The sequence below is a fragment of the Luteimonas sp. J29 genome (assembly GCF_000472505.1).
Taxonomy (GTDB): domain Bacteria; phylum Pseudomonadota; class Gammaproteobacteria; order Xanthomonadales; family Xanthomonadaceae; genus Luteimonas.
In genome coordinates this window covers 162,272-179,935 of sequence record NZ_AWZR01000006.1, presented here as the reverse complement: position 1 = coordinate 179,935, position 17,664 = coordinate 162,272, and the positions used below count along the sequence as shown (strand labels likewise).

Annotated in this window: 15 protein-coding genes; 8 read left to right on the top strand and 7 right to left on the bottom strand. The window is 72.6% G+C overall.

Annotation, left to right across the window (positions count from 1 at the left end; translation table 11 throughout):
- Positions 1 to 6 precede the first annotated feature (6 nt).
- The 3 genes from ppk1 to LUTJ29_RS17270 all read left to right on the top strand — a co-directional run bounded on the left by ppk1 (position 7) and on the right by LUTJ29_RS17270 (position 4,922).
- On the top strand, positions 7 to 2,151 hold the full coding sequence (gene ppk1, locus LUTJ29_RS17275) for a polyphosphate kinase 1 (protein WP_051322959.1): 2,145 nt from the start codon (positions 7 to 9) through the stop codon (positions 2,149 to 2,151).
- Positions 2,151 to 3,686 carry an exopolyphosphatase gene (ppx, locus tag LUTJ29_RS0111620; RefSeq protein WP_051322958.1) on the top strand — a complete coding sequence of 512 codons (1,536 nt, stop codon included), beginning with the start codon at positions 2,151 to 2,153 and terminating at the stop codon, positions 3,684 to 3,686. The genes ppk1 and ppx overlap by 1 nt, the downstream gene beginning before the upstream one ends.
- A gap of 111 nt (positions 3,687 to 3,797) precedes the next feature.
- Positions 3,798 to 4,922, top strand: a complete 1,125-nt coding sequence (locus tag LUTJ29_RS17270) for a glycosyltransferase (RefSeq protein ID WP_198012679.1) — start codon at positions 3,798 to 3,800, stop codon at positions 4,920 to 4,922.
- A gap of 86 nt (positions 4,923 to 5,008) precedes the next feature.
- Here LUTJ29_RS17270 and LUTJ29_RS0111610 read toward each other — a convergent pair whose 3' ends face one another.
- Together LUTJ29_RS0111610 and LUTJ29_RS0111605 are read right to left on the bottom strand one after the other, a co-directional pair.
- The gene (locus LUTJ29_RS0111610; RefSeq protein WP_027072663.1) at positions 5,009 to 5,893 is read right to left on the bottom strand and encodes a carbon-nitrogen hydrolase family protein; all 885 of its coding nucleotides are present in this window, start codon (positions 5,891 to 5,893) and stop codon (positions 5,009 to 5,011) included.
- Positions 5,890 to 6,501 (bottom strand): GNAT family N-acetyltransferase, encoded by a 612-nt coding sequence (locus LUTJ29_RS0111605; RefSeq protein ID WP_027072662.1) that lies wholly within the window; start codon positions 6,499 to 6,501, stop codon positions 5,890 to 5,892. The genes LUTJ29_RS0111610 and LUTJ29_RS0111605 overlap by 4 nt, the downstream gene beginning before the upstream one ends.
- A gap of 300 nt (positions 6,502 to 6,801) precedes the next feature.
- Between LUTJ29_RS0111605 and rlmJ the strand changes: the two genes are divergently transcribed.
- From rlmJ to LUTJ29_RS18150, 5 genes are all read left to right on the top strand, one after another.
- On the top strand, positions 6,802 to 7,659 hold the full coding sequence (rlmJ, locus tag LUTJ29_RS0111600) for a 23S rRNA (adenine(2030)-N(6))-methyltransferase RlmJ (protein ID WP_027072661.1): 858 nt from the start codon (positions 6,802 to 6,804) through the stop codon (positions 7,657 to 7,659).
- A gap of 109 nt (positions 7,660 to 7,768) precedes the next feature.
- Positions 7,769 to 11,248 carry a transcription-repair coupling factor gene (mfd, locus tag LUTJ29_RS0111595; RefSeq protein ID WP_027072660.1) on the top strand — a complete coding sequence of 1,160 codons (3,480 nt, stop codon included), beginning with the start codon at positions 7,769 to 7,771 and terminating at the stop codon, positions 11,246 to 11,248.
- A gap of 73 nt (positions 11,249 to 11,321) precedes the next feature.
- On the top strand, positions 11,322 to 11,558 hold the full coding sequence (locus LUTJ29_RS0111590; protein WP_027072659.1) for a ChaB family protein: 237 nt from the start codon (positions 11,322 to 11,324) through the stop codon (positions 11,556 to 11,558).
- A 39-nt stretch (positions 11,559 to 11,597) separates the two neighbouring features.
- Positions 11,598 to 12,134, top strand: coding sequence for a histidine phosphatase family protein (locus LUTJ29_RS17265; protein WP_051322956.1), 537 nt, complete (start codon positions 11,598 to 11,600; stop codon positions 12,132 to 12,134).
- Between the two features lie 158 nt (positions 12,135 to 12,292).
- Positions 12,293 to 12,733, top strand: a complete 441-nt coding sequence (locus LUTJ29_RS18150) for a hypothetical protein (protein ID WP_156911571.1) — start codon at positions 12,293 to 12,295, stop codon at positions 12,731 to 12,733.
- 122 nt (positions 12,734 to 12,855) lie between these two features.
- Here LUTJ29_RS18150 and LUTJ29_RS18145 read toward each other — a convergent pair whose 3' ends face one another.
- The 5 genes from LUTJ29_RS18145 to LUTJ29_RS0111555 form a co-directional block, all read right to left on the bottom strand.
- Positions 12,856 to 13,302 (bottom strand): hypothetical protein, encoded by a 447-nt coding sequence (locus LUTJ29_RS18145; RefSeq protein ID WP_144774662.1) that lies wholly within the window; start codon positions 13,300 to 13,302, stop codon positions 12,856 to 12,858.
- A gap of 239 nt (positions 13,303 to 13,541) precedes the next feature.
- Positions 13,542 to 14,402 carry a pirin family protein gene (locus LUTJ29_RS0111570; protein ID WP_027072658.1) on the bottom strand — a complete coding sequence of 287 codons (861 nt, stop codon included), beginning with the start codon at positions 14,400 to 14,402 and terminating at the stop codon, positions 13,542 to 13,544.
- 103 nt (positions 14,403 to 14,505) lie between these two features.
- On the bottom strand, positions 14,506 to 16,641 hold the full coding sequence (gene rlmKL / locus LUTJ29_RS0111565) for a bifunctional 23S rRNA (guanine(2069)-N(7))-methyltransferase RlmK/23S rRNA (guanine(2445)-N(2))-methyltransferase RlmL (RefSeq protein WP_027072657.1): 2,136 nt from the start codon (positions 16,639 to 16,641) through the stop codon (positions 14,506 to 14,508).
- Positions 16,638 to 17,171, bottom strand: a complete 534-nt coding sequence (locus LUTJ29_RS0111560) for an alpha/beta hydrolase (protein WP_043741221.1) — start codon at positions 17,169 to 17,171, stop codon at positions 16,638 to 16,640. Before LUTJ29_RS0111560 ends, rlmKL begins: the two co-directional genes overlap by 4 nt.
- On the bottom strand, positions 17,168 to 17,629 hold the full coding sequence (locus tag LUTJ29_RS0111555) for an MOSC domain-containing protein (RefSeq protein WP_144774671.1): 462 nt from the start codon (positions 17,627 to 17,629) through the stop codon (positions 17,168 to 17,170). The genes LUTJ29_RS0111560 and LUTJ29_RS0111555 overlap by 4 nt, the downstream gene beginning before the upstream one ends.
- Positions 17,630 to 17,664 lie beyond the last annotated feature (35 nt).

Below are 17,664 nucleotides of genomic sequence, written 5' to 3'. Positions count from 1 at the left end.
CGACCCGTGCAACGCCCGACACGTCCGCCCCGGGCGCGCGGCCGCGGCGCGCCCGCGCCGGCGACCGAACCCCCGGCCACCAGTGGCGACGAGGGCGACCCGCTTCGCGATCCCTCGCTCTACTTCAACCGCGAACTGTCCCAGCTCGACTTCAACTTCCGCGTCCTCGCCCAGGCCATGGACGAGTCGGTGCCGCTGCTGGAGCGGCTGCGCTACCTGTGCATCTCCTGCACCAACCTCGACGAGTTCTTCGAGATCCGCGCCGCGACCGTGCGCCACGCGCAGGACTTCGGCACCGTACCCACGCCGCCCGACGGCATGGCACCGACGACGGTGCTCCGCCGCATCCACGAACGCGCCGCCGAACTCGTCGACGCGCAGTACGACTGCTGGAACCGGGTCCTGTGCCCGGCGCTGGCCGAGGCGGGCGTGCGGGTACTCGGCCGCGGCCAGTGGAACGCGCGCCAGACGCGCTGGCTGCGCGCCTACTTCCGCAAGGAGATCCTGCCGGTGCTCTCGCCGCTGGGGCTGGACCCGGCCCACCCGTTCCCGAAGATCCTCAACAAGTCGCTCAACGTCGTGGTCGTGCTCAAGGGCCGCGACGCCTTCGGAAGGGCCGGCCACCTTGCCATCGTGCGCGCGCCGCGTTCGCTGCCCAGGATCATCCAGTTGCCGGAGAAGGCCTCGGGCGGCGAGTACGACTTCGTGTTCCTGTCGGCGGTGCTGTCGGAGTTCGTGCACGAGCTGTTCCCGGGCATGCAGGTCAAGGGCGCCTACCAGTTCCGTGTGACGCGCAACTCCGAGGTATTCGTCGACGAGGACGAGGTCGAGAACCTCGCCCTGGCGCTGCGCGACGAACTCGCCCAGCGCGGTTACCTGCGCGCCATGCGCCTGGAGATCGCCGCCGACTGCCCGCGGCCGATCGTGCGCACGCTGCTGCAGAACTTCGACCTGCCGGAGAACGCGGTCTACCGCATCGACGGGCCGGTCAACCTCAACCGCGTGATCCAGGTCTACGACCTGGTGCAGCGGCCGGAACTGAAGTTCCCGCCGTTCCAGCCGCGCATGCCCAAGGGCACCGAGGCGATCTTCGACCTCGTGTCCGACGGCGACCTGCTGCTGCACCATCCCTACGATTCGTTCGCGCCCGTGCTGGAGCTGATCAAGCAGGCGGCCGAGGACCCGAACGTCCTTGCGATCAAGCAGACCCTCTACCGCACCGGGCGCGACTCGCCCATCGTCGAGCACCTGGTCCAGGCCGCGCGCAACGGCAAGGACGTCACGGTGGTCGTCGAGCTGCGCGCGCGTTTCGACGAGGAGGCCAACCTCGGCCTCGCCGACCGCCTCCAGGAGGCCGGGGTGCAGGTGGTCTACGGCGTGGTCGGCTACAAGACACACGCCAAGATGCTGCTGGTGGTGCGTCGCGAGGGCCGCAAGCTGCGGCGCTACGTGCACCTGGGCACCGGCAACTACCATTCCGGCACCGCGCGCCTGTACACCGACATCGGCCTGGTCACCGCGGACCCGGACATCGGCAACGACGTGCACATGATCTTCCAGCAGCTCTCGGGCCTGGCGCCGGCGATCTCGCTCAGCCGCGTGTTGCAGTCGCCGTTCACCCTGCACGCGGGGATCCTGGCGCGGATCGAGCGCGAGGCCGGGCATGCGCGAAACGGCCGTCCCGGGCGGATCATCGCCAAGATGAACGCACTCAACGAGCCGCAGGTGATGCGCGCGCTGTACGCGGCCTCCCAGGCGGGCGTCTCGATCGACCTGATCGTGCGCGGCGCCTGTTCGCTGCGCCCGGGGGTGCCGGGCATCTCCGACAACATCCGGGTGCGTTCGATCGTCGGAAGGTTCCTCGAACACCACCGCGTGTACTGGTTCGGCAACGACGGCCAACCCGAGCTGTACTGCGCCAGCGCCGACTGGCTGGAACGCAACCTGCTGCGGCGGGTCGAGACCTGCTTCCCGATCCTCGATCCGGAGCTGGCGGCGCGGGTCAGGGAGGAGGTGCTGGACAACTGCCTGGCCGACACCTTGAACGCATGGGAATTGCATGCGGACGGCGTTTACCGCAAAGTCCTGCCTTCCGACGACGCCCCTCCGCACTCGGCGCAGTCCGCGCTGCTCGCGAAAATCTGCGCATGATGGATGCCCTCGCCCGAGCCGGATCGCTGGTGGCGCCGCTGCGCGACGGCGACATGCTGGCCGCGATCGACATCGGGTCCAACAGCTTCCACATGGTCGTGGCCGCCTACACCCTGGGCCAGCTGCGCATCGTGGACCGCCTGCGCGAGGCCGTGCGCATGGCCGAGGGGCTGGACGCCAAGGGCGGGCTGGACCGCGAGGTGCGCGAACGCGCGATCGCCTGCCTGGCCCGGTTCGGCCAGCGCATCCGCGACATCCCGCCGCACCGCGTGCGCGCCCTGGCCACCAACACCGTGCGCCTGATGGCCGCGCCGCAGTCGTTCCTGGTGCCGGCCGAGACCGCGCTCGGGCACGGTATCGAGGTGATCTCCGGTCGCGAGGAGGCGCGCCTGATCTATCTCGGCGTGGCCCACGCCCAGCCGCCCAAGCCGGGCAACCTGCGGCTGGTGATCGACATCGGCGGCGGCTCGACCGAATGCATCATCGGCCGCGGCTTCCAGACCATCGAGCGCGAGAGCCTGCAGGTGGGGTGCATCGCGACGACGCGCCGCTTCTTCGGCAGCGGCAGGCTGTCGCCCAGGAAGTGGCAGGAGGCGGTGATCGAGGTCGGCGCCGAGTTCCAGCAGTTCGCCAACGCCTACCGCGCGCTGGGCTGGAACGAGGCGATCGGCGCCTCGGGCACCAACAAGGCGATCAGCGAGATCTGCGTCGCGATGAAGCTCACCAAGGGCGCCGTCACGGCCCAGGCGCTGCCGCAGGTGCGCGACCGCCTGCTCGAGGCCGGCAGCATCGATGCCATCGACCTGCCCGGCCTGTCCGCCGAGCGCCGCGCGATCATCGCCGGCGGCGTGGTGGTGCTGGAGGCCGCGTTCAACGCACTCGGCCTCGAACGCATGGCGGTCAGCAAGGCGGCGATGCGCGAGGGCGTGCTGTACGACATGCTCGGCCGCGGCAGCGGCCACGACCCGCGCGAGGCCTCGATCCTCGCCCTCACCCAGCGCTACGGCATCGACGAGGCCCAGGCCGCGCGCGTGGAAGGCACCGCCATCCGCCTGTTCGAACAGGCCGCGCCGGCGTGGAAGCTCGATCCCGACGATCTGCTGATGCTGGCCTGGGGCGCGCGCCTGCACGAACTGGGGCTGGCGATCGCGCACAGCCAGTACCAGGTCCACGGCGCGTACGTGATCGAGCACTCGGACATCGCCGGCTTCTCGCGCCAGGAACAACAGTTCCTTGCCGCCCTGGTGCGTACCCACCGGCGCAAGATCCCCAAGTCAGCGTTCGACGCGCTGCCCGACCGCCTGCTGCCGTCGGCGCGCCGGACGGCCGCGCTGCTGCGCATCGCGGCCCTGCTGCACCGTTCGCGCGACTCGGAGGAGATCCCGCGGCTGGACCTGCTGGTCGACGGCCCGCGCATGGTGCTGGGCCTGGACCGGCGCTGGCTGCACAACCGCCCCCTGCTGCGCGCCGACCTGGAAGGCGAGCCCCCGCAGATCGCGGCGCTGGGCGTGCAGCTGGAGATCGCCACCACCTGAGCCGACGCGCAGCCAGGCCGTCGGCACCGTGCGTCATGGGCGGGTCATGCATGCGCCATATGCGCGTCATCGTCTGTGTCTAGCATGAATGGGGCCGGAGAGGAGGCCCGCATGCACTACGCCATCGTCACCGACACCTGCCCTGCTTCCCCCGGCCGGGCGGGCGAGACCGTCGAGTTGCTCCATCGTGGGCTGCGGCAACGGGGCCATCGCGTCTCCTGCGTCGAGCCGGGACAGGGAACTGCCGCGCGCAGCCATGCGCCCCGCGCCTTCTGGCCGCGGAACCGCATCCCTTCCCTGGCTGGACGACGCCTGATGGAGGCGTGGACACGCGCGCGCCCCGATGCGGTCTATGTCGCCACCGAGGGACCCTTGGGCTGGTCGGCCGTGCACGTCGCCCGCCGCCTGCGCCTGCCGGTCGCCACGGATTTCCACGCCTGGCCGGATGGCCGACTCCAAGGTGCCGACGCGTGCGCCCGCCTCCCATCGGCCCTGGCGAGGCTTCGCCGCTTCCATGAACAGGGCGACGCCACCCTCGTCCCGACCCGGGTGGCGTGGACGGCGCTCCATGCCGCGGGCTTCCCGCGGCCGTGCCTGCTGCAGCGAGCCGTCGATCCCGACCATTTCCACCCGTGCAAGCGCAGCCCCGAACTGCGCGCGGCCCTGGGCGCGTCGCCCGAGGCCCCGCTCCTGATCCACGTGGGACGGCTTGCACCGGGGCGGAACATACGGCTGGCCTTGCAGGCATACCGGGTGCTCCGCGGATCGTGTCCGGGCGCCCGCATGGTCGTGGCCGGCGACGGTCCCATGCGTCGCGGCCTGGAGCGGGAATTCCCCGAGTGCACCTTCACCGGCTTCCTGGGGCGCGACGCCCTGGCGCGACTCCTGGCCAGCGCCGACCTGTGCATACAACCCTGCCTGGACACCATTTTCGGCAACGTCACCCTGGAGGCCATGGCCAGCGGGGTCGCGGTGGTCGCGTTCGATCGTGGCGCTGCGCGCGAACACCTCGTCGACGGCAGGCAGGGCGTCCTGGTCGATCCGGGCGACCCGTTCGGGTTCCTGGCCGCGACGGCGGAGCTTGGCGGCGACCTGCCGCGTCTGCGCGCGATGGGCGTCGCGGCCCGCAACGCGGTCCGGGCGCTGTCGCCACAGCAGATGACCGCGGAACTGGACCGGCTGCTGGCCAGGATATGCATGCGGCATGCATGGGCCGGTGAGGGGATCGCCGCCTGAGGTGGCCTCCGGCCTGCGTCCTCCCGTCCGGCGGGTCCCCGCCTGCGCCTGCGCATCGGCCCGCTGGCGCCGTGCCCCGGCGCGCCTCAATCCAACCGCTCGACCCGTGCGCCCGCCAGCGGCGGCAGCAGCTGCCCCGGCCAGTCGCGGTCGTTCGCCACCTGCGCATCTTCGCGCGAGGCCTCCAGCGCGAGCGGGTCGATGTCGGCAAGCGCCCACTCTCCCTCGCCGCTCGTGGACGCGAGTACCCCGTCGGCCGGGAAGCCTGCGTCCATCGGCGCGAACACCGCCGCCTCGCCGGTGTTGACGTCGAGCGCGGGGCTCCACGGCGCCTCGCCGGCGGTCACCGACTGGGCGACGAAGAAGCGGTTCTCCAGCGCCCGTGCCAGGCAGCCCACCCGCACCCGGGTCGCGCCGGCGGCGTTGTCGGTGCAGCTGGGCACCAGCAGCAGCCGCGCACCGGCCTCGTACTGCGCACGCACCGGCAGCGGGAACTCGCTGTCGTAGCAGACCGCCACCGCCAACCGCAGGCCGCGGTGCTCGAACACCTTGAGTGCGTCGCCCCCGTCGATCATGCCCGCGCGCTTCTCGAAGCCGGTCAGCTGCAGCTTGTCCTGCCAGCCGTGGCCGCCGTCGGGCGCGAACAGGTCACAGCGATTGCGGTAGCGCCCACCGCCCACATCGAGCAGGAAGGTCCCCGCCGCAACCAGCATGCCGGTGTCGCGGGCGATGCCCGAGAACAGGGCCAGCCAGTCGTCGCGGTAGCGCTGGATGGCGGCCAGCGATGCGGCAAGGTCACCGGCCACGGCAGGCTCGAAGCTGGCGCCCAGCTCCAGCGACAGGTACTCCGGCAGCACCGCGATCTCCGCGCCCTGCGCGGCCACGTCCCCAAGCAGGCGCCGCTGCCTGCGCGCGAACTCGTCGAACGAGCCGGGCGCGCCGATGGCATGGCGGGCGACGGCGATCTTCACCCCGCCGGCTCCAGCGGACGGGTCCAGAACGTGAGCGCGTGGGTCGTCGGACCCACACCCACCTCGTCCCAGTCCAGCGCCATGGTCAGCCCGGGCTGGCGCACGTAGCCACGGCCCCGCCAGAACGCCTCGTTGTCGCGGTGGCCGGCCGGGCGCCTGGGGTCGTCCGGATCGCGGTCGACCGCGGCGAAGGCGGTGGTGGTGAATCCGCCCAGCGCCCGCGCGTGCGCCTCGCGGGCATCGAAGAACGCGTGCCCGACGCCGCGACCGCGATACTCCGGCAGCAGCACCGACTCGCCGAAGTAGAACACCGGGGCCGGATCGAGGCCGCGATCGAGGAACGGGGCCTGGAACGCGGCCGCTTCATCGACCAGGGGCAGCCCGGTGGACGCGCCGACCACGCGCTCGCCGTCCAGGGCCAGCACGAACACGGCGCGTGGCGAGGCGGCGTAGGCGGCCAGATAGTCCTGCTCGTAGTCCAGGTCGCCGGCGTAGAGGTACGGCCAATCCGCGAACACGCGGATGCGCAGCGCGGCGACATCGGCCAGATGCCGCCGCGCGCGATCACCGGTCATGCGGTGGAGGACGAGGCCGCCGAGCGCTTGCATGGCGGCGATTCTACCGCCCGTCGGCGCCGGGACCTGGAACGGCAACACCACGCCGAGCGGCCGCGCATCGTCCTCCGGCCGTCGCGGCCGGCCTGGCAGCGCCGGGCCTGGCGCCCTCCCTGCGCGATGCGCATGGCACGTGCGACGATGGCAGGCCCGCTCGCGACCAGGGGTCGCAGGCATGGAACCCGGGCGGAGTGCGCGGGCGGGGAGCTGACCGTGGACGGCGCGCGATGCCATCATGCCCGCAACGCCGGCGCTCGTCCGCCGCGCCGCACGCCTTTTCGAGTCTGCGCCCCGATGAACTACCGCCACGCCTTCCACGCCGGCAACCACGCGGATGTGTTCAAGCACAGCGTGCTGCTGGCGCTGTGCGAGGCGCTGGCGTCCAAGCCGGCGCCGTGCTTCGCACTCGATACCCATGCCGGGCGCGGGCTGTACTTCCTCGACGACGAGGCCTCGCGCCGGACCGGCGAAGCCAACGAGGGCGTGGAGGCCCTGCTCGGCCACGATGCGCGGCCCCCGGCCCTCGAGCCCTACCGCGCCGCGATCGCCGCCTGCCGCGCAGCCCACGGCGGCAGCGCCTACCCGGGTTCGCCCTGGCTGCTGGCCCACACGTTGCGCCCGCAGGACGCGATCGCGTGCTGCGAAGTGCAGCCGGAGGAGGCCGCCGCGCTGCGGCGCTGCTTCGCCGGCGACCGCCGCATCGGCGTGCACCAGCGCGACGGCTATGCCGCGGTCGGCGCCCTGCTGCCGCCCAGGCACGGCGGACGGCGGATCGGTCGCGGCCTGGTGCTGGTCGATCCGCCGTACGAAGCCCAGCGCGGGGAGTTCGACCCGGTGCTGGCCGCCCTGCGCGAAGGCCTGGCCCGCTGGCCGCAGGGCATGTTCATGCTCTGGTACCCGGTCAAGCAGCGCGCGGCGCTCGGGCCGTTCCTGCGCCGCGCGGCGCAGCTGCCGGCGAAATCGGTGCTGCTGGCCGAACTGATGGTGCGGGCCGAGGAATCGGTGCTGCGCATGAACGGCAGCGGCGTGCTGGTGTGCAATCCGCCCTGGCGCCTGGACGCCACGCTCCAGGCCCTGCTGCCCGCGCTGCAGGCCGCGCTGGCGCCCGGGCGCGGCGCGCACCGCCTGCAGTGGCTGCGCGAGGAAACGTGACGACCGGGCGGACATGCCCTGACCCCCACGCCCGGGCACGGTAAGATCCGCGCTTTCGCACGCTGGCAACGCCGTTGCCGGCGCAGTCGTGCTTGTCCGGATTCCATTGATGCCCGCGAAGTCCCCCGCCCCGCCGTTGCCCCGCAGCGGCCAGCCCCGCGCCTGGTGGCGCGTTCCCGCCAGCCGCAGCGCCCTGGCCTGGCACGCGGCGCGCGCGGCGCGGGCCCACGGCGCGCCACTGCTGCTGGTCGCGCGCGATACCCATGCCGCGCACCAGCTCGAAGCCGACCTGCACACCCTGCTCGGCCGCGACGCGGACCTGCCGGTGGTGCTGTTCCCCGACTGGGAAACCCTGCCCTGGGACCGCTTCAGCCCGCATCCTGACATCGTCTCGCAGCGCCTGGCCACGCTGCTGCGGCTGCCGTCGCTCGACCGCGCCGCGGTCGTGATCGTCCCGGTGCAGACCCTGCTCCAGCGCCTGCCGCCGCTGCGCTACGCGGTCGGCGGCGCGTTCGACATGAAGGTGGGCCAGACCCTCGACCTCGATGCGGAGAAGCGGCGGCTCGAGGGCGCCGGCTACCGCAACGTGCCGCAGGTCTACGACCCGGGCGACTTCGCGGTGCGCGGCGGACTGCTCGACGTGTACCCGATGGGCGCCGCGGGCCCGTTCCGGATCGAGCTGTTCGACGAGGAAATCGAATCGATCCGCGCCTTCGATCCCGAGACCCAGCGCTCGCTCGACAGGGTCGAGGCGATCCGCATGCTGCCCGGCCGCGAGGTCCCGACCGACGCCGAGGCGCTCGGCGACGTGCTCGACGTGCTGCGCGAACGCTTCGACATCGACACCCGCCGCAGCGCCCTCGCCCAGGATCTGCGCGCCGGCATCGCGCCGGCGGGCATCGAGTACTACCTGCCGCTGTTCTTCGACGACACCGCGACCCTGTTCGACTACCTGCCCGACGGCACCCTGCCCCTCGTCGACGAGGGTGCGCTGGAGGCGGCGGACGCGTTCTGGACCCAGGCCGGCGAGCGTCACGAGCAGCTGCGCCACGACATCGAGCGCCCGATCCTGCCGCCCAACGAGCTGTGGATGCCGCCTGACGCGCTGCGCGAGCGGCTCAACCAGGGCAGCCGCATCGAGCTGTGCGGCGCCGGCCATCCGCGGCATGCGCAGGCAGCCGCGCTCGGCGACCAGCCGGCGCCGACCTTGCCGCTGGCATTGCGCGAGTCCGCGCCCGGCACCGCCCTGAAGGATTTCCTCGCCAGCTATCCGGGCCGCACGCTGGTGGCCGCCGATTCCGCGGGCCGCCGCGAGGCGCTGCTTGAAATGCTCGACGCCGCCGGGCTCAAGCCGGACGTCGTTCCCGACTTCACGGCATTCGTCGCCGGCGGTGGAGCGTCGCGCTTCGCGATCGCGGTCGCGCCGCTCGACGACGGCTTCGCACTGGACGATCCGCTGCTGGCGATCCTCACCGAGCGCCAGCTGTTCCCCGAACGCGCCGCGCAACCGCGTCGCCGGCGCCGCGCCGGCCGCGAGCCGGAAGCCATCATCCGCGACCTGGGCGAGCTCGCCGAGGGCGCGCCGATCGTGCACGAGGACCACGGCGTCGGCCGCTACCGCGGCCTGGTGACGCTGGAGGCCGGCGGCCAGCCCGGCGAATACCTCGACATCGAGTACGCCAAGGGCGACCGCCTCTACGTGCCGGTGGCGCAGCTGCACCTGGTCAGCCGCTACTCCGGCGCCTCGCCCGAGACCGCACCGCTGCACAACCTCGGCGGCGAGCAGTGGAGCAAGGCCAAGCGCAAGGCGCAGGAGAAGGTACGCGACGTCGCCGCCGAGCTGCTCGAGATCCAGGCCAGGCGCCAGGCCCGCGCCGGCCTCGCGCTGCCGCTCGACCGCGCCATGTACGAGCCCTTCGCCGCGGCCTTCCCGTTCGAGGAAACGCCCGACCAGCACGCCGCGATCGAGGCGGTGATCCGCGACCTGGGTTCCAGCCAGCCGATGGACCGAGTGGTCTGCGGCGACGTCGGCTTCGGCAAGACCGAGGTCGCGGTGCGCGCGGCCTTCGTCGCCGCGGCGGCCGGCAGGCAGGTCGCGGTGCTGGTGCCAACCACCCTGCTCGCCGAGCAGCACTACCGCAACTTCCGCGACCGCTTCGCCGACTGGCCGATCCGGGTCGAGGTGCTGTCGCGGTTCAAGAGCACGAAGGAGATCAAGGCCGAACTCGACAAGCTGGCGGAAGGGAAGATCGACGTCATCGTCGGCACCCACCGCCTGCTGCAGAAGGACGTGCGGTTCAAGGACCTGGGCCTGGTGATCGTCGACGAGGAGCAGCGCTTCGGCGTACGCCAGAAGGAGGCGCTCAAGGCGCTGCGCGCCAACGTCCACCTGCTCACCCTCACCGCCACGCCGATCCCGCGTACGCTCAACATGGCCATGGCCGGGCTGCGCGACCTGTCGATCATCGCCACCCCGCCCGCGCACCGGCTGGCGGTGCAGACCTTCGTCCACGCCTGGGACGACGCGATGCTGCGCGAGGCCTTCCAGCGCGAGCTGGCGCGCGGCGGCCAGGTCTACTTCCTGCACAACGACGTCGAGAGCATCGGCCGCATGCAGCGCCAGCTGCAGGAACTGGTGCCGGACGCGCGCATCGGCATCGCCCACGGCCAGATGCCCGAACGCGAGCTGGAGAAGGTGATGCTCGACTTCCACAAGCAGCGCTTCAACGTGCTGCTGTGCTCGACCATCATCGAGTCGGGCATCGACATCCCCAACGCCAACACCATCATCATCAACCGCGCCGACAAGTTCGGCCTGGCCCAGCTGCACCAGCTGCGCGGCCGCGTCGGCCGTTCGCACCACCGCGCCTACGCCTACCTGGTGGTGCCCGACGGGCGCTCGATCACCAGCGATGCGCAGAAGCGCCTGGACGCGATCGCCTCGATGGACGAGCTCGGCGCCGGCTTCACCCTGGCCACCCACGACCTCGAGATCCGCGGCGCCGGCGAGCTGCTGGGCGAAGAGCAGAGCGGGCAGATGGCCGAGGTGGGCTTCAGCCTCTACACCGAGCTGCTCGAACGCGCGGTGCGCTCGATCCGCCAGGGCAAGCTGCCCGACGTCGACGAGCCCGTGGACCGCGGCGCCGAGGTCGAACTGCACGTCCCGGCCCTGATCCCCGAGGACTACCTGCCCGACGTGCACACCCGCCTGACCCTGTACAAGCGGATCAGCTCGGCCCGCGACGAGGGCGAGCTGCGCGAACTGCAGGTGGAGATGATCGACCGCTTCGGCCTGCTGCCGCAGCCGGCCAGGCAGCTGTTCGCGACCGCCGAACTCAAGCTCCAGGCCACCCGCCTGGGCATCCGCAAGCTGGACCTGGGCGAGTCGGGCGGGCGGCTGCAGTTCGTCGACAAGCCGCAGGTCGACCCGATGGCGGTGATCCGGCTGATCCAGGGCCAACCCCGCCACTACCGCATGGACGGCCCCGACAAGCTGCGAATCACCCTCGAGCTGCCCGACTTCGACACCCGGCTCAAGGCGGCGCGCGGCCTGCTGATCGCGCTCGCGCCGGCGGCGGGCGTGGCCTGAGCCACGTCCAGCCTCACCCGGTTCTCACCGGCGCGGCGCGAGAATCCCCGCCCCCCCTCCCGGAGGCATCACGGTGCCCTACATACACCTGAAGGAACTGCCCGCGCCGGTGCGCGACCAGGTGCCACGGCCCGCCCAGCTGGCCTGGCTGGAAGCGTTCAACAGCGCCTGGGACCACTACATCGACCCCGACGGGGGGAGCGTCGCAGCCACCCGCGAGGAAGCCGCGCGCCGCGTGGCCTGGGCCGCGGTCAAGCGCAACTACGCTCGCGACGAGCAGGGCCGCTGGCGCCCCCGCCGGCACCACTGAGGCGCCCGGACCGGGCCGGGAATGCCGCACAATGGCGGCATGCACCCGATCCGCCTCCGCGCCGCCCTGTTGGCGACGCTCCTGCCACTGGCCGCCTGCGCCGCGACCCCGCCCCCCGACGACGCCGCCGGCGCGACCTTCGTTGTGGTCCGCCACGCCGAGAAGGACTCCGCGGGAGGCGCCGACCCGGGCCTGTCCGAGGCCGGACGGGCCCGCGCCGACCGGCTCGCCGACCGCATGGCCGCCGAACCCCTGGTCGCCGCCTACGCGACGGGCTACCGGCGCACACAGGAGACGATCGGACCCGCCGCCCGCCGCCATGGGCTGGAGCCGGTGGCGTACGACGCGCACCTGGCGGCCGGCGAGTTCGCGTCCAGGCTGCGTGCGGACCATCCGCGCGGCACGGTGCTCGTGGCCGGTCACAGCAATACCGTTCCGGAGATCGTGTCGGCGCTGTGCGCCTGCCCGGCCGAGCCGATGGACGAGGACGAGTACGACCGGCTCAGCGTGGTCCGCGTCGATGCCGCGGGCCGGGCCTCGCTCCAGGTCGCGCGCCAGGACGCCGCCGCCCCCTGAGAACCGCCCGAACCCGGACGGCCGGCTGACCCGCCGCGTCGGTCCCGCACGCGGCGACTGGCCTGACAGCGCAAGACAGTGACGCACTTCAAACTTTTGTGCGTTGCATCATGAACGGCGGCATGGCATGGTCGGGCCACCACTCAAGGACGGTCACCATGCGAACCAGACGACTTCTCTTCTGCATGGCGGCGCTGCTGCCGCTCCAGGCCCTGGCCGAACTGCCGACCACCTGCCCGGAACTGCCGGCCACGACCGGACTGGCCTGGGAAACCGTCGCCGGCGACGACTTCCTGTTCTGCAAGGCCGTGCGCGAGGACGGCTTCCAGGCCTTCTCGGTGATGCTGCGTGCCGACTCGCCGTTTCGCGAGCGCATGTCGCTGCGCGAGGAGGCCGGCCGCATCGACGGGCACAAGGTGCGCTGGTACCGCGGCCAGCTCCCCAACGAGGAAGCCATCGTGCGCGAGACGCTGATCGAACTGGGCAAGGACCTCAAGGCGCACATCATGCTGCGGGTCGAGGACGAGGCGCAGCTGGCCGACAGCCTCCGCCTCGCCGAGCAGATGCGCTTCAACGACAGCCGCATCGGCAGCAACTGACAGGCCCGCGCGATCGCGTGCGCGCGCTTGCGGCGCGCATGCCGGGCCGCGCGGCGCGGGCCGCCCCGGGCGCGCCGTCCACCGGCCGGGCGGGCCGGAAAACACGGGAAAACAGGCGCGGATCAGTCCCCGCCGATCGCGGTGGCACGGAAGTGCATGCGCTCGGCCAACCGCAGGTTCTGCGCCAGGGCGTCCTCGGAATCGGCGCGCACCACGATGTGCGCGGTGCTGCGCTTGCCCAGTTCGACCACGGTCTCGCGCACGTGCACGTCGCGCCGCGTGGCCACCTCGCCGCGGTACCAGCGCACCTTGTGCCCGTCGATCCTCGCCTCGTTCGCACGCAGGTTGCGGTCCGGCCGGAACGTCGCCTCGCGACCGAGCATGACCGACAGCGCCTGGGAACCGTCGGACACCCGGATCGCCCGGCAGAAGAGGAAATCGGGGCCGTTGACCACGTCCCAGGTCACGTCCGCATCGGGCGGCAGCTCGGGACAGTTCTCCGCCGCGTCCTGCGCGAAGGCATGGCCCGCCCAGAGCAGGCCCGCGAGCATCAGCAGTATCGGTTTCATCGGAAGGCACTCCATGTAGCGAAGGGACCACGAGGCCACAGCTCTGCATGGGGGATGTGCTGCACTGCGACAGCACCGTGGCGTTCAACGTCCGGCAGGGGGGCGAACTCCATTTCCGGATCCACTATACCCCCTGCCTTCCGCCCGCCGGGCCGGCGCGCGCTCCCACACGCCCCGGTTGGCTCGCAAGTTGCGTGCCGGTCCCGGATGTCCGGCGGACATCCGGACCTGGCAGACGTTCAGAAACGGCCTTCCTGGTAATCCACGAACGCCTGCATGAGTTCCTCTCGCGTGTTCATCACGAAGGGTCCGTAGCGCGCGACCGGTTCCTGCAGGGGACGGCCGGCCACCAGGATCAGGCGCGCGCCCTCCGCGCCCGCCGCCAGCGCCAGCCGCTCGCCGCCACCCAGCACCGCGAGCTCGCCGGCCGACACCGGGCGGGCGTCCTCGCCCTCGCCGACCGCGAGAGCGCCTTCGAACACGTAGGCGAAGGCGTTGTGCCCGGACGGGAGTCCATGCGCCCAGCGCGCGCCCGGCGCGAGGCTGACGTCCAGGTACAGCGGATCGGTCGCCGGCTGCACGATCGGGCCGCGCACGCCTTCGACCTCGCCCGCGATCAGCTTCACCACAACGCCCTCGGCCGGCGACGCCACCGGCAGCCGCTCCGGCGGGAATTCCTGGTAGCGCGGCGCGGTCATCTTGTCGCTGGCCGGCAGGTTCACCCACAGCTGGAAACCGCGCATGCGTCCTTCCTGCTGCTCGGGCATCTCCGAGTGCACCAGGCCGCGGCCGGCGGTCATCCACTGCACCGCGCCGGGGACCAGCAGGCCCTCGTTGCCGTGGTTGTCGCGGTGGCGCATGCGCCCCTCGAGCATGTAGGTCACGGTCTCGAAGCCGCGGTGCGGATGGTCGGGGAAGCCGGCCAGGTAGTCGTCCGGCCGGTCGGTGGCGAACTCGTCGAGCAGCAGGAACGGATCGAGGTCGGGCAGCATGCCGCCGCCGATCACCCGGGTCAGCTTGACCCCGGCGCCGTCGGATGCGGGCATGCCGCGGACCTTGCGGACCACGCGGGCGTCGCTGGCAGGCACGGATGCGTTCATGGCAGGTCCCTCTCGGAAGGTGGCAGCCGATATGGGCGCCTTCGCGCGCGGGCGGAACGCACGCCGGTGGAACGGTACTTGCCAGCCGTGCGCCGCGCCAGCCTCAGCGCGGGGCCACGCGCCAGGCGCGGTGGATGCGCGGGTTGCGGGCGAAGTCGGGCGGGATGGTGGCGGCGCTGATGTCCTCGACCTCGGCGAAGGCGGACACCGCGTCGTGGTCGAGCCGGAAACGGCGGAAGTTGTTGGAAAAGTACAGCACCCCGCCCGGCGCCAGCCGAGCGACCGCCAGCCGCAGCAGCTCCACGTGCGAGCGCTGCACGTCGAAGTCGCCGGCGCGCGCGGAGTTGGAGAAGGTCGGCGGGTCGCAGAACACCAGGTCGTACTGGCCCCGGTCGGCGCGCAGCCAGGCCATGGCGTCGGCCTGGGCGATGCGGTGGCGGGTGCCACCGATGCCGTTCCCGCGCAGGTTGTCGGCCAGCCATTCGAGGTAGGTCGCCGACAGGTCGACGCTGGTGGTCTGCGCGGCGCCGCCGGCCGCGGCGTGCACGGTCGCCGCGCCGGTGTAGCAGAACAGGTTGAGGAAGCGCTTGCCGCGCGCCTCGGCCGCCAGGCGCAGGCGCAGCGGGCGGTGGTCGAGGAACAGGCCGGTGTCGAGGTAGTCGAACAGGTTCACCTGCAGCCGCACGTCGCCCTCGCGCACGGTGATGAACTCGCCGCGGTGGGCCATGTGGCCGTACTTGCTGCCGCCCTTGCCGCGGGCGCGGGTCTTCACCGCGATCCGCTCGCGCGGCACCTCCAGCGCATCGGCGGCGCCGGCGAGCAGCTCGCCGAAGCGCCGGCGCGCGACCGCCTCCGGAATCTCCGGCGGCGCGGCGTACTCCTGCACGTGCAGCCAGCGCGCGCGCGAATCGGCCTCGGTGTACACGTCGACCGCGGCCGCGTACTCGGGGATGTCGGCGTCGTAGGCACGGAAGCAGTCGATGCCATCGCGCTCGCGCCAGGCGCGGGAGGCGCGCAGCGTCTTGCGCAGGCGGTTGGCGACCATGCGCGCGCCCTCGGACAGCTCGCGCGGGGCGGCCTGCGTGCGCTCGGGCTGCACCGGATCGCACACGACCAGCGTGCACTCGAGTGCGCCATTGAACATCGCGTACGTCTTCTTCGCGCGCAGGCCGGTGGCGAAGGACAGTTCGCGGTCGCCGCACAGCAGGCTGGCGCGCCAGCCCGGAACGGCGCGGCGCAGCGCGACGCCGAGGCTGCGGTACAGCGCGGGGTCCGCGGCCAGGCGCGCGTCGTAGGGCGGGTTGCAGGCGACCAGGCCGCGCGGCGCGGCGCCGACGTCTCCCGCACCGAGGCTGGCCACGTCGCGCACCTGCCAGCGGATCGCGTCCCGCAGGCCGGCCACGGTCGCGTTCTCGCGCGCCGCGCGGATCGCCGCCGGATCGGCGTCGCTGCCGTCGAACACCGGCTTCAACGCTGCGCGGCCCGCGCGCTCGCGCGCCAGCGCCTCGTCGACCAGCGCCTCCCAGCCCGCGACATCGAAGCCGTGCCAGCGCGTGGGCGCGCGGCCGTCGTAGCGCGACAGCCCGGGCGCCACGTCGGCCGCCATCAGCGCCCCTTCGATGAGCAGGGTGCCGCTGCCGCACATCGGATCGAGCAGCGCGCCACCCTCGTGGTACAGCCGCGGCCAGCCGCCACGCAGCAGCACGGCCGCGGCCAGGGTCTCCTTGAGCGGCGCGTCGCCCTGGGCGATGCGCCAGCCGCGGCGGTGCAGCGGGCCGCCGAGGTCGACCGACACGATCGCGCGGCCCTTGCGCACCACCAGGTTCAGCCGCAGGTCGGGCGCCCCGACGTCGACGTCGGGGCGCGCGCCCGAATGCGCGCGCAGCGCATCGACCACCGCGTCCTTGAGCCGCTGCGCCGCAAAGCGCGCATGGGTGATCGCCCCGCCGGAGACGTGCGCGTCCACGGCCAGCGTCATGCCCGCATCGAGGTGCTCGTGCCAGGGCAGCGCGCGGGCGCCGTCGTACAGCGCCTGCTCGCCGTCGCAGTCGTACTCGGCCAGCGGCCACAGCACGCGGCTGGCCAGGCGCGACCACAGCACCGCGCGCTGGGCGACCGCGAGCTCGCCCTCGGCGTTGACCCCGGCCACCGCGGCGGTGGCGCGGCGGCAACCCAGCGCGGCCAGCTCGTCGGCGAGCAGGTACTCCAGGCCCTTGGCGCAGGAGGCGAAGAACCTCATGGCAGGCGTTCGAGCAGGCGCGCGAAGGCCTGCGCGGAGGTCTCCACGTTCGCCTCGAGGCGATGGCTGTCGTCCACCAGCAACAGGGTCGCGCGGCGCGCGCGCGCCCATTCGACCACGTGCATCGCGTCGATCAGTTCGTCGCGCCAGCCGTGCACGATCGAGGTCGGCACCTCCGCGGCCTGCAGCGGCGGCGCCTCGCCCATGCGCGTCGGCGGCGCCATCAGGAACAGCGCGCGCACCGGCACGCGCAGCGACACCTGGCCCGAGATCCAGGCGCCGAGGCTGGAACCGGCCAGGACCAGCGGCCCGCGCGCGGCGGCGGCCTGCGCCAGCGCCTGCAGGCGCGCCACGCGCGCGGCCACGTCGCCGAGGCGGCTGACGTCGGTCCTGGCGTCGAGGTCGGTGTAGTCGGGACGCTCGTGGGTCCAGCCCAGGCGCTCGGCGACCTCGGCCAGGGCGGTGACCTTGGTGGCGTCGGGACCGCTTTCGAAACCGTGCGAGAGGATGCAGTGGCCGCGCGCGCTCATGCCCCCACCCACGCCACCGCATCGCCGATCCGCAGCGTGCCGCCCTCGAGCACGCGCGCACACAGGCCGCCCATGCCGCGCAGGGCGTTGTAGCCGCCCGGGCCGAGCGCCTGCTCCATGCGCGAACACGGGTCGCAGCTGTCTGTCCCTTCCAGCAGCACCCCGCCGACGCGGAAGCGCTGGCCACGCAGCGCCACCAGCGCGATGCCGGAGACGACCAGGTTGCGGCGCAGGATCGCCGGCGCGACCGCGTCGCGTCCGGCCAGCGCCGCGATCGCCGGCAGGTGTTCGGCCTGGATCAGGGTCACGCCGCGCTTGCCGCTGCCGCCGGCGTAGCGGTCGCCGACCAGTCCGGCGCCGGTACGCGCCTCGGCCGATGGCACCTCGCGCATCGGCACGTCGCGCGCCGGACGCAGCCCGATCCAGCGCAACTGCCCCTCGCGCGGGAACCGGGTCATCAAGGCGTGCATCGCGGTTCCGGGAGGCGGGATCT

Excerpts from the sequence above, each read along its gene's own strand:
- rlmKL (WP_027072657.1), bottom strand. The coding sequence starts at position 16,641 with ATGAGGTTCTTCGCCTCCTGCGCCAAGGGCCTGGAGTACCTGCTCGCC.
- LUTJ29_RS17265 (WP_051322956.1), top strand. The coding sequence starts at position 11,598 with ATGCACCCGATCCGCCTCCGCGCCGCCCTGTTGGCGACGCTCCTGCCA.
- LUTJ29_RS18145 (WP_144774662.1), bottom strand. The coding sequence starts at position 13,302 with ATGAAACCGATACTGCTGATGCTCGCGGGCCTGCTCTGGGCGGGCCAT.
- LUTJ29_RS0111560 (WP_043741221.1), bottom strand. The coding sequence starts at position 17,171 with ATGAGCGCGCGCGGCCACTGCATCCTCTCGCACGGTTTCGAAAGCGGT.
- LUTJ29_RS17270 (WP_198012679.1), top strand. The coding sequence starts at position 3,798 with ATGCACTACGCCATCGTCACCGACACCTGCCCTGCTTCCCCCGGCCGG.
- rlmJ (WP_027072661.1), top strand. The coding sequence starts at position 6,802 with ATGAACTACCGCCACGCCTTCCACGCCGGCAACCACGCGGATGTGTTC.
- LUTJ29_RS0111570 (WP_027072658.1), bottom strand. The coding sequence starts at position 14,402 with ATGAACGCATCCGTGCCTGCCAGCGACGCCCGCGTGGTCCGCAAGGTC.
- LUTJ29_RS0111555 (WP_144774671.1), bottom strand. The coding sequence starts at position 17,629 with ATGACCCGGTTCCCGCGCGAGGGGCAGTTGCGCTGGATCGGGCTGCGT.
- LUTJ29_RS18150 (WP_156911571.1), top strand. The coding sequence starts at position 12,293 with ATGCGAACCAGACGACTTCTCTTCTGCATGGCGGCGCTGCTGCCGCTC.
- mfd (WP_027072660.1), top strand. The coding sequence starts at position 7,769 with ATGCCCGCGAAGTCCCCCGCCCCGCCGTTGCCCCGCAGCGGCCAGCCC.
- ppx (WP_051322958.1), top strand. The coding sequence starts at position 2,151 with ATGGATGCCCTCGCCCGAGCCGGATCGCTGGTGGCGCCGCTGCGCGAC.
- LUTJ29_RS0111605 (WP_027072662.1), bottom strand. The coding sequence starts at position 6,501 with ATGCAAGCGCTCGGCGGCCTCGTCCTCCACCGCATGACCGGTGATCGC.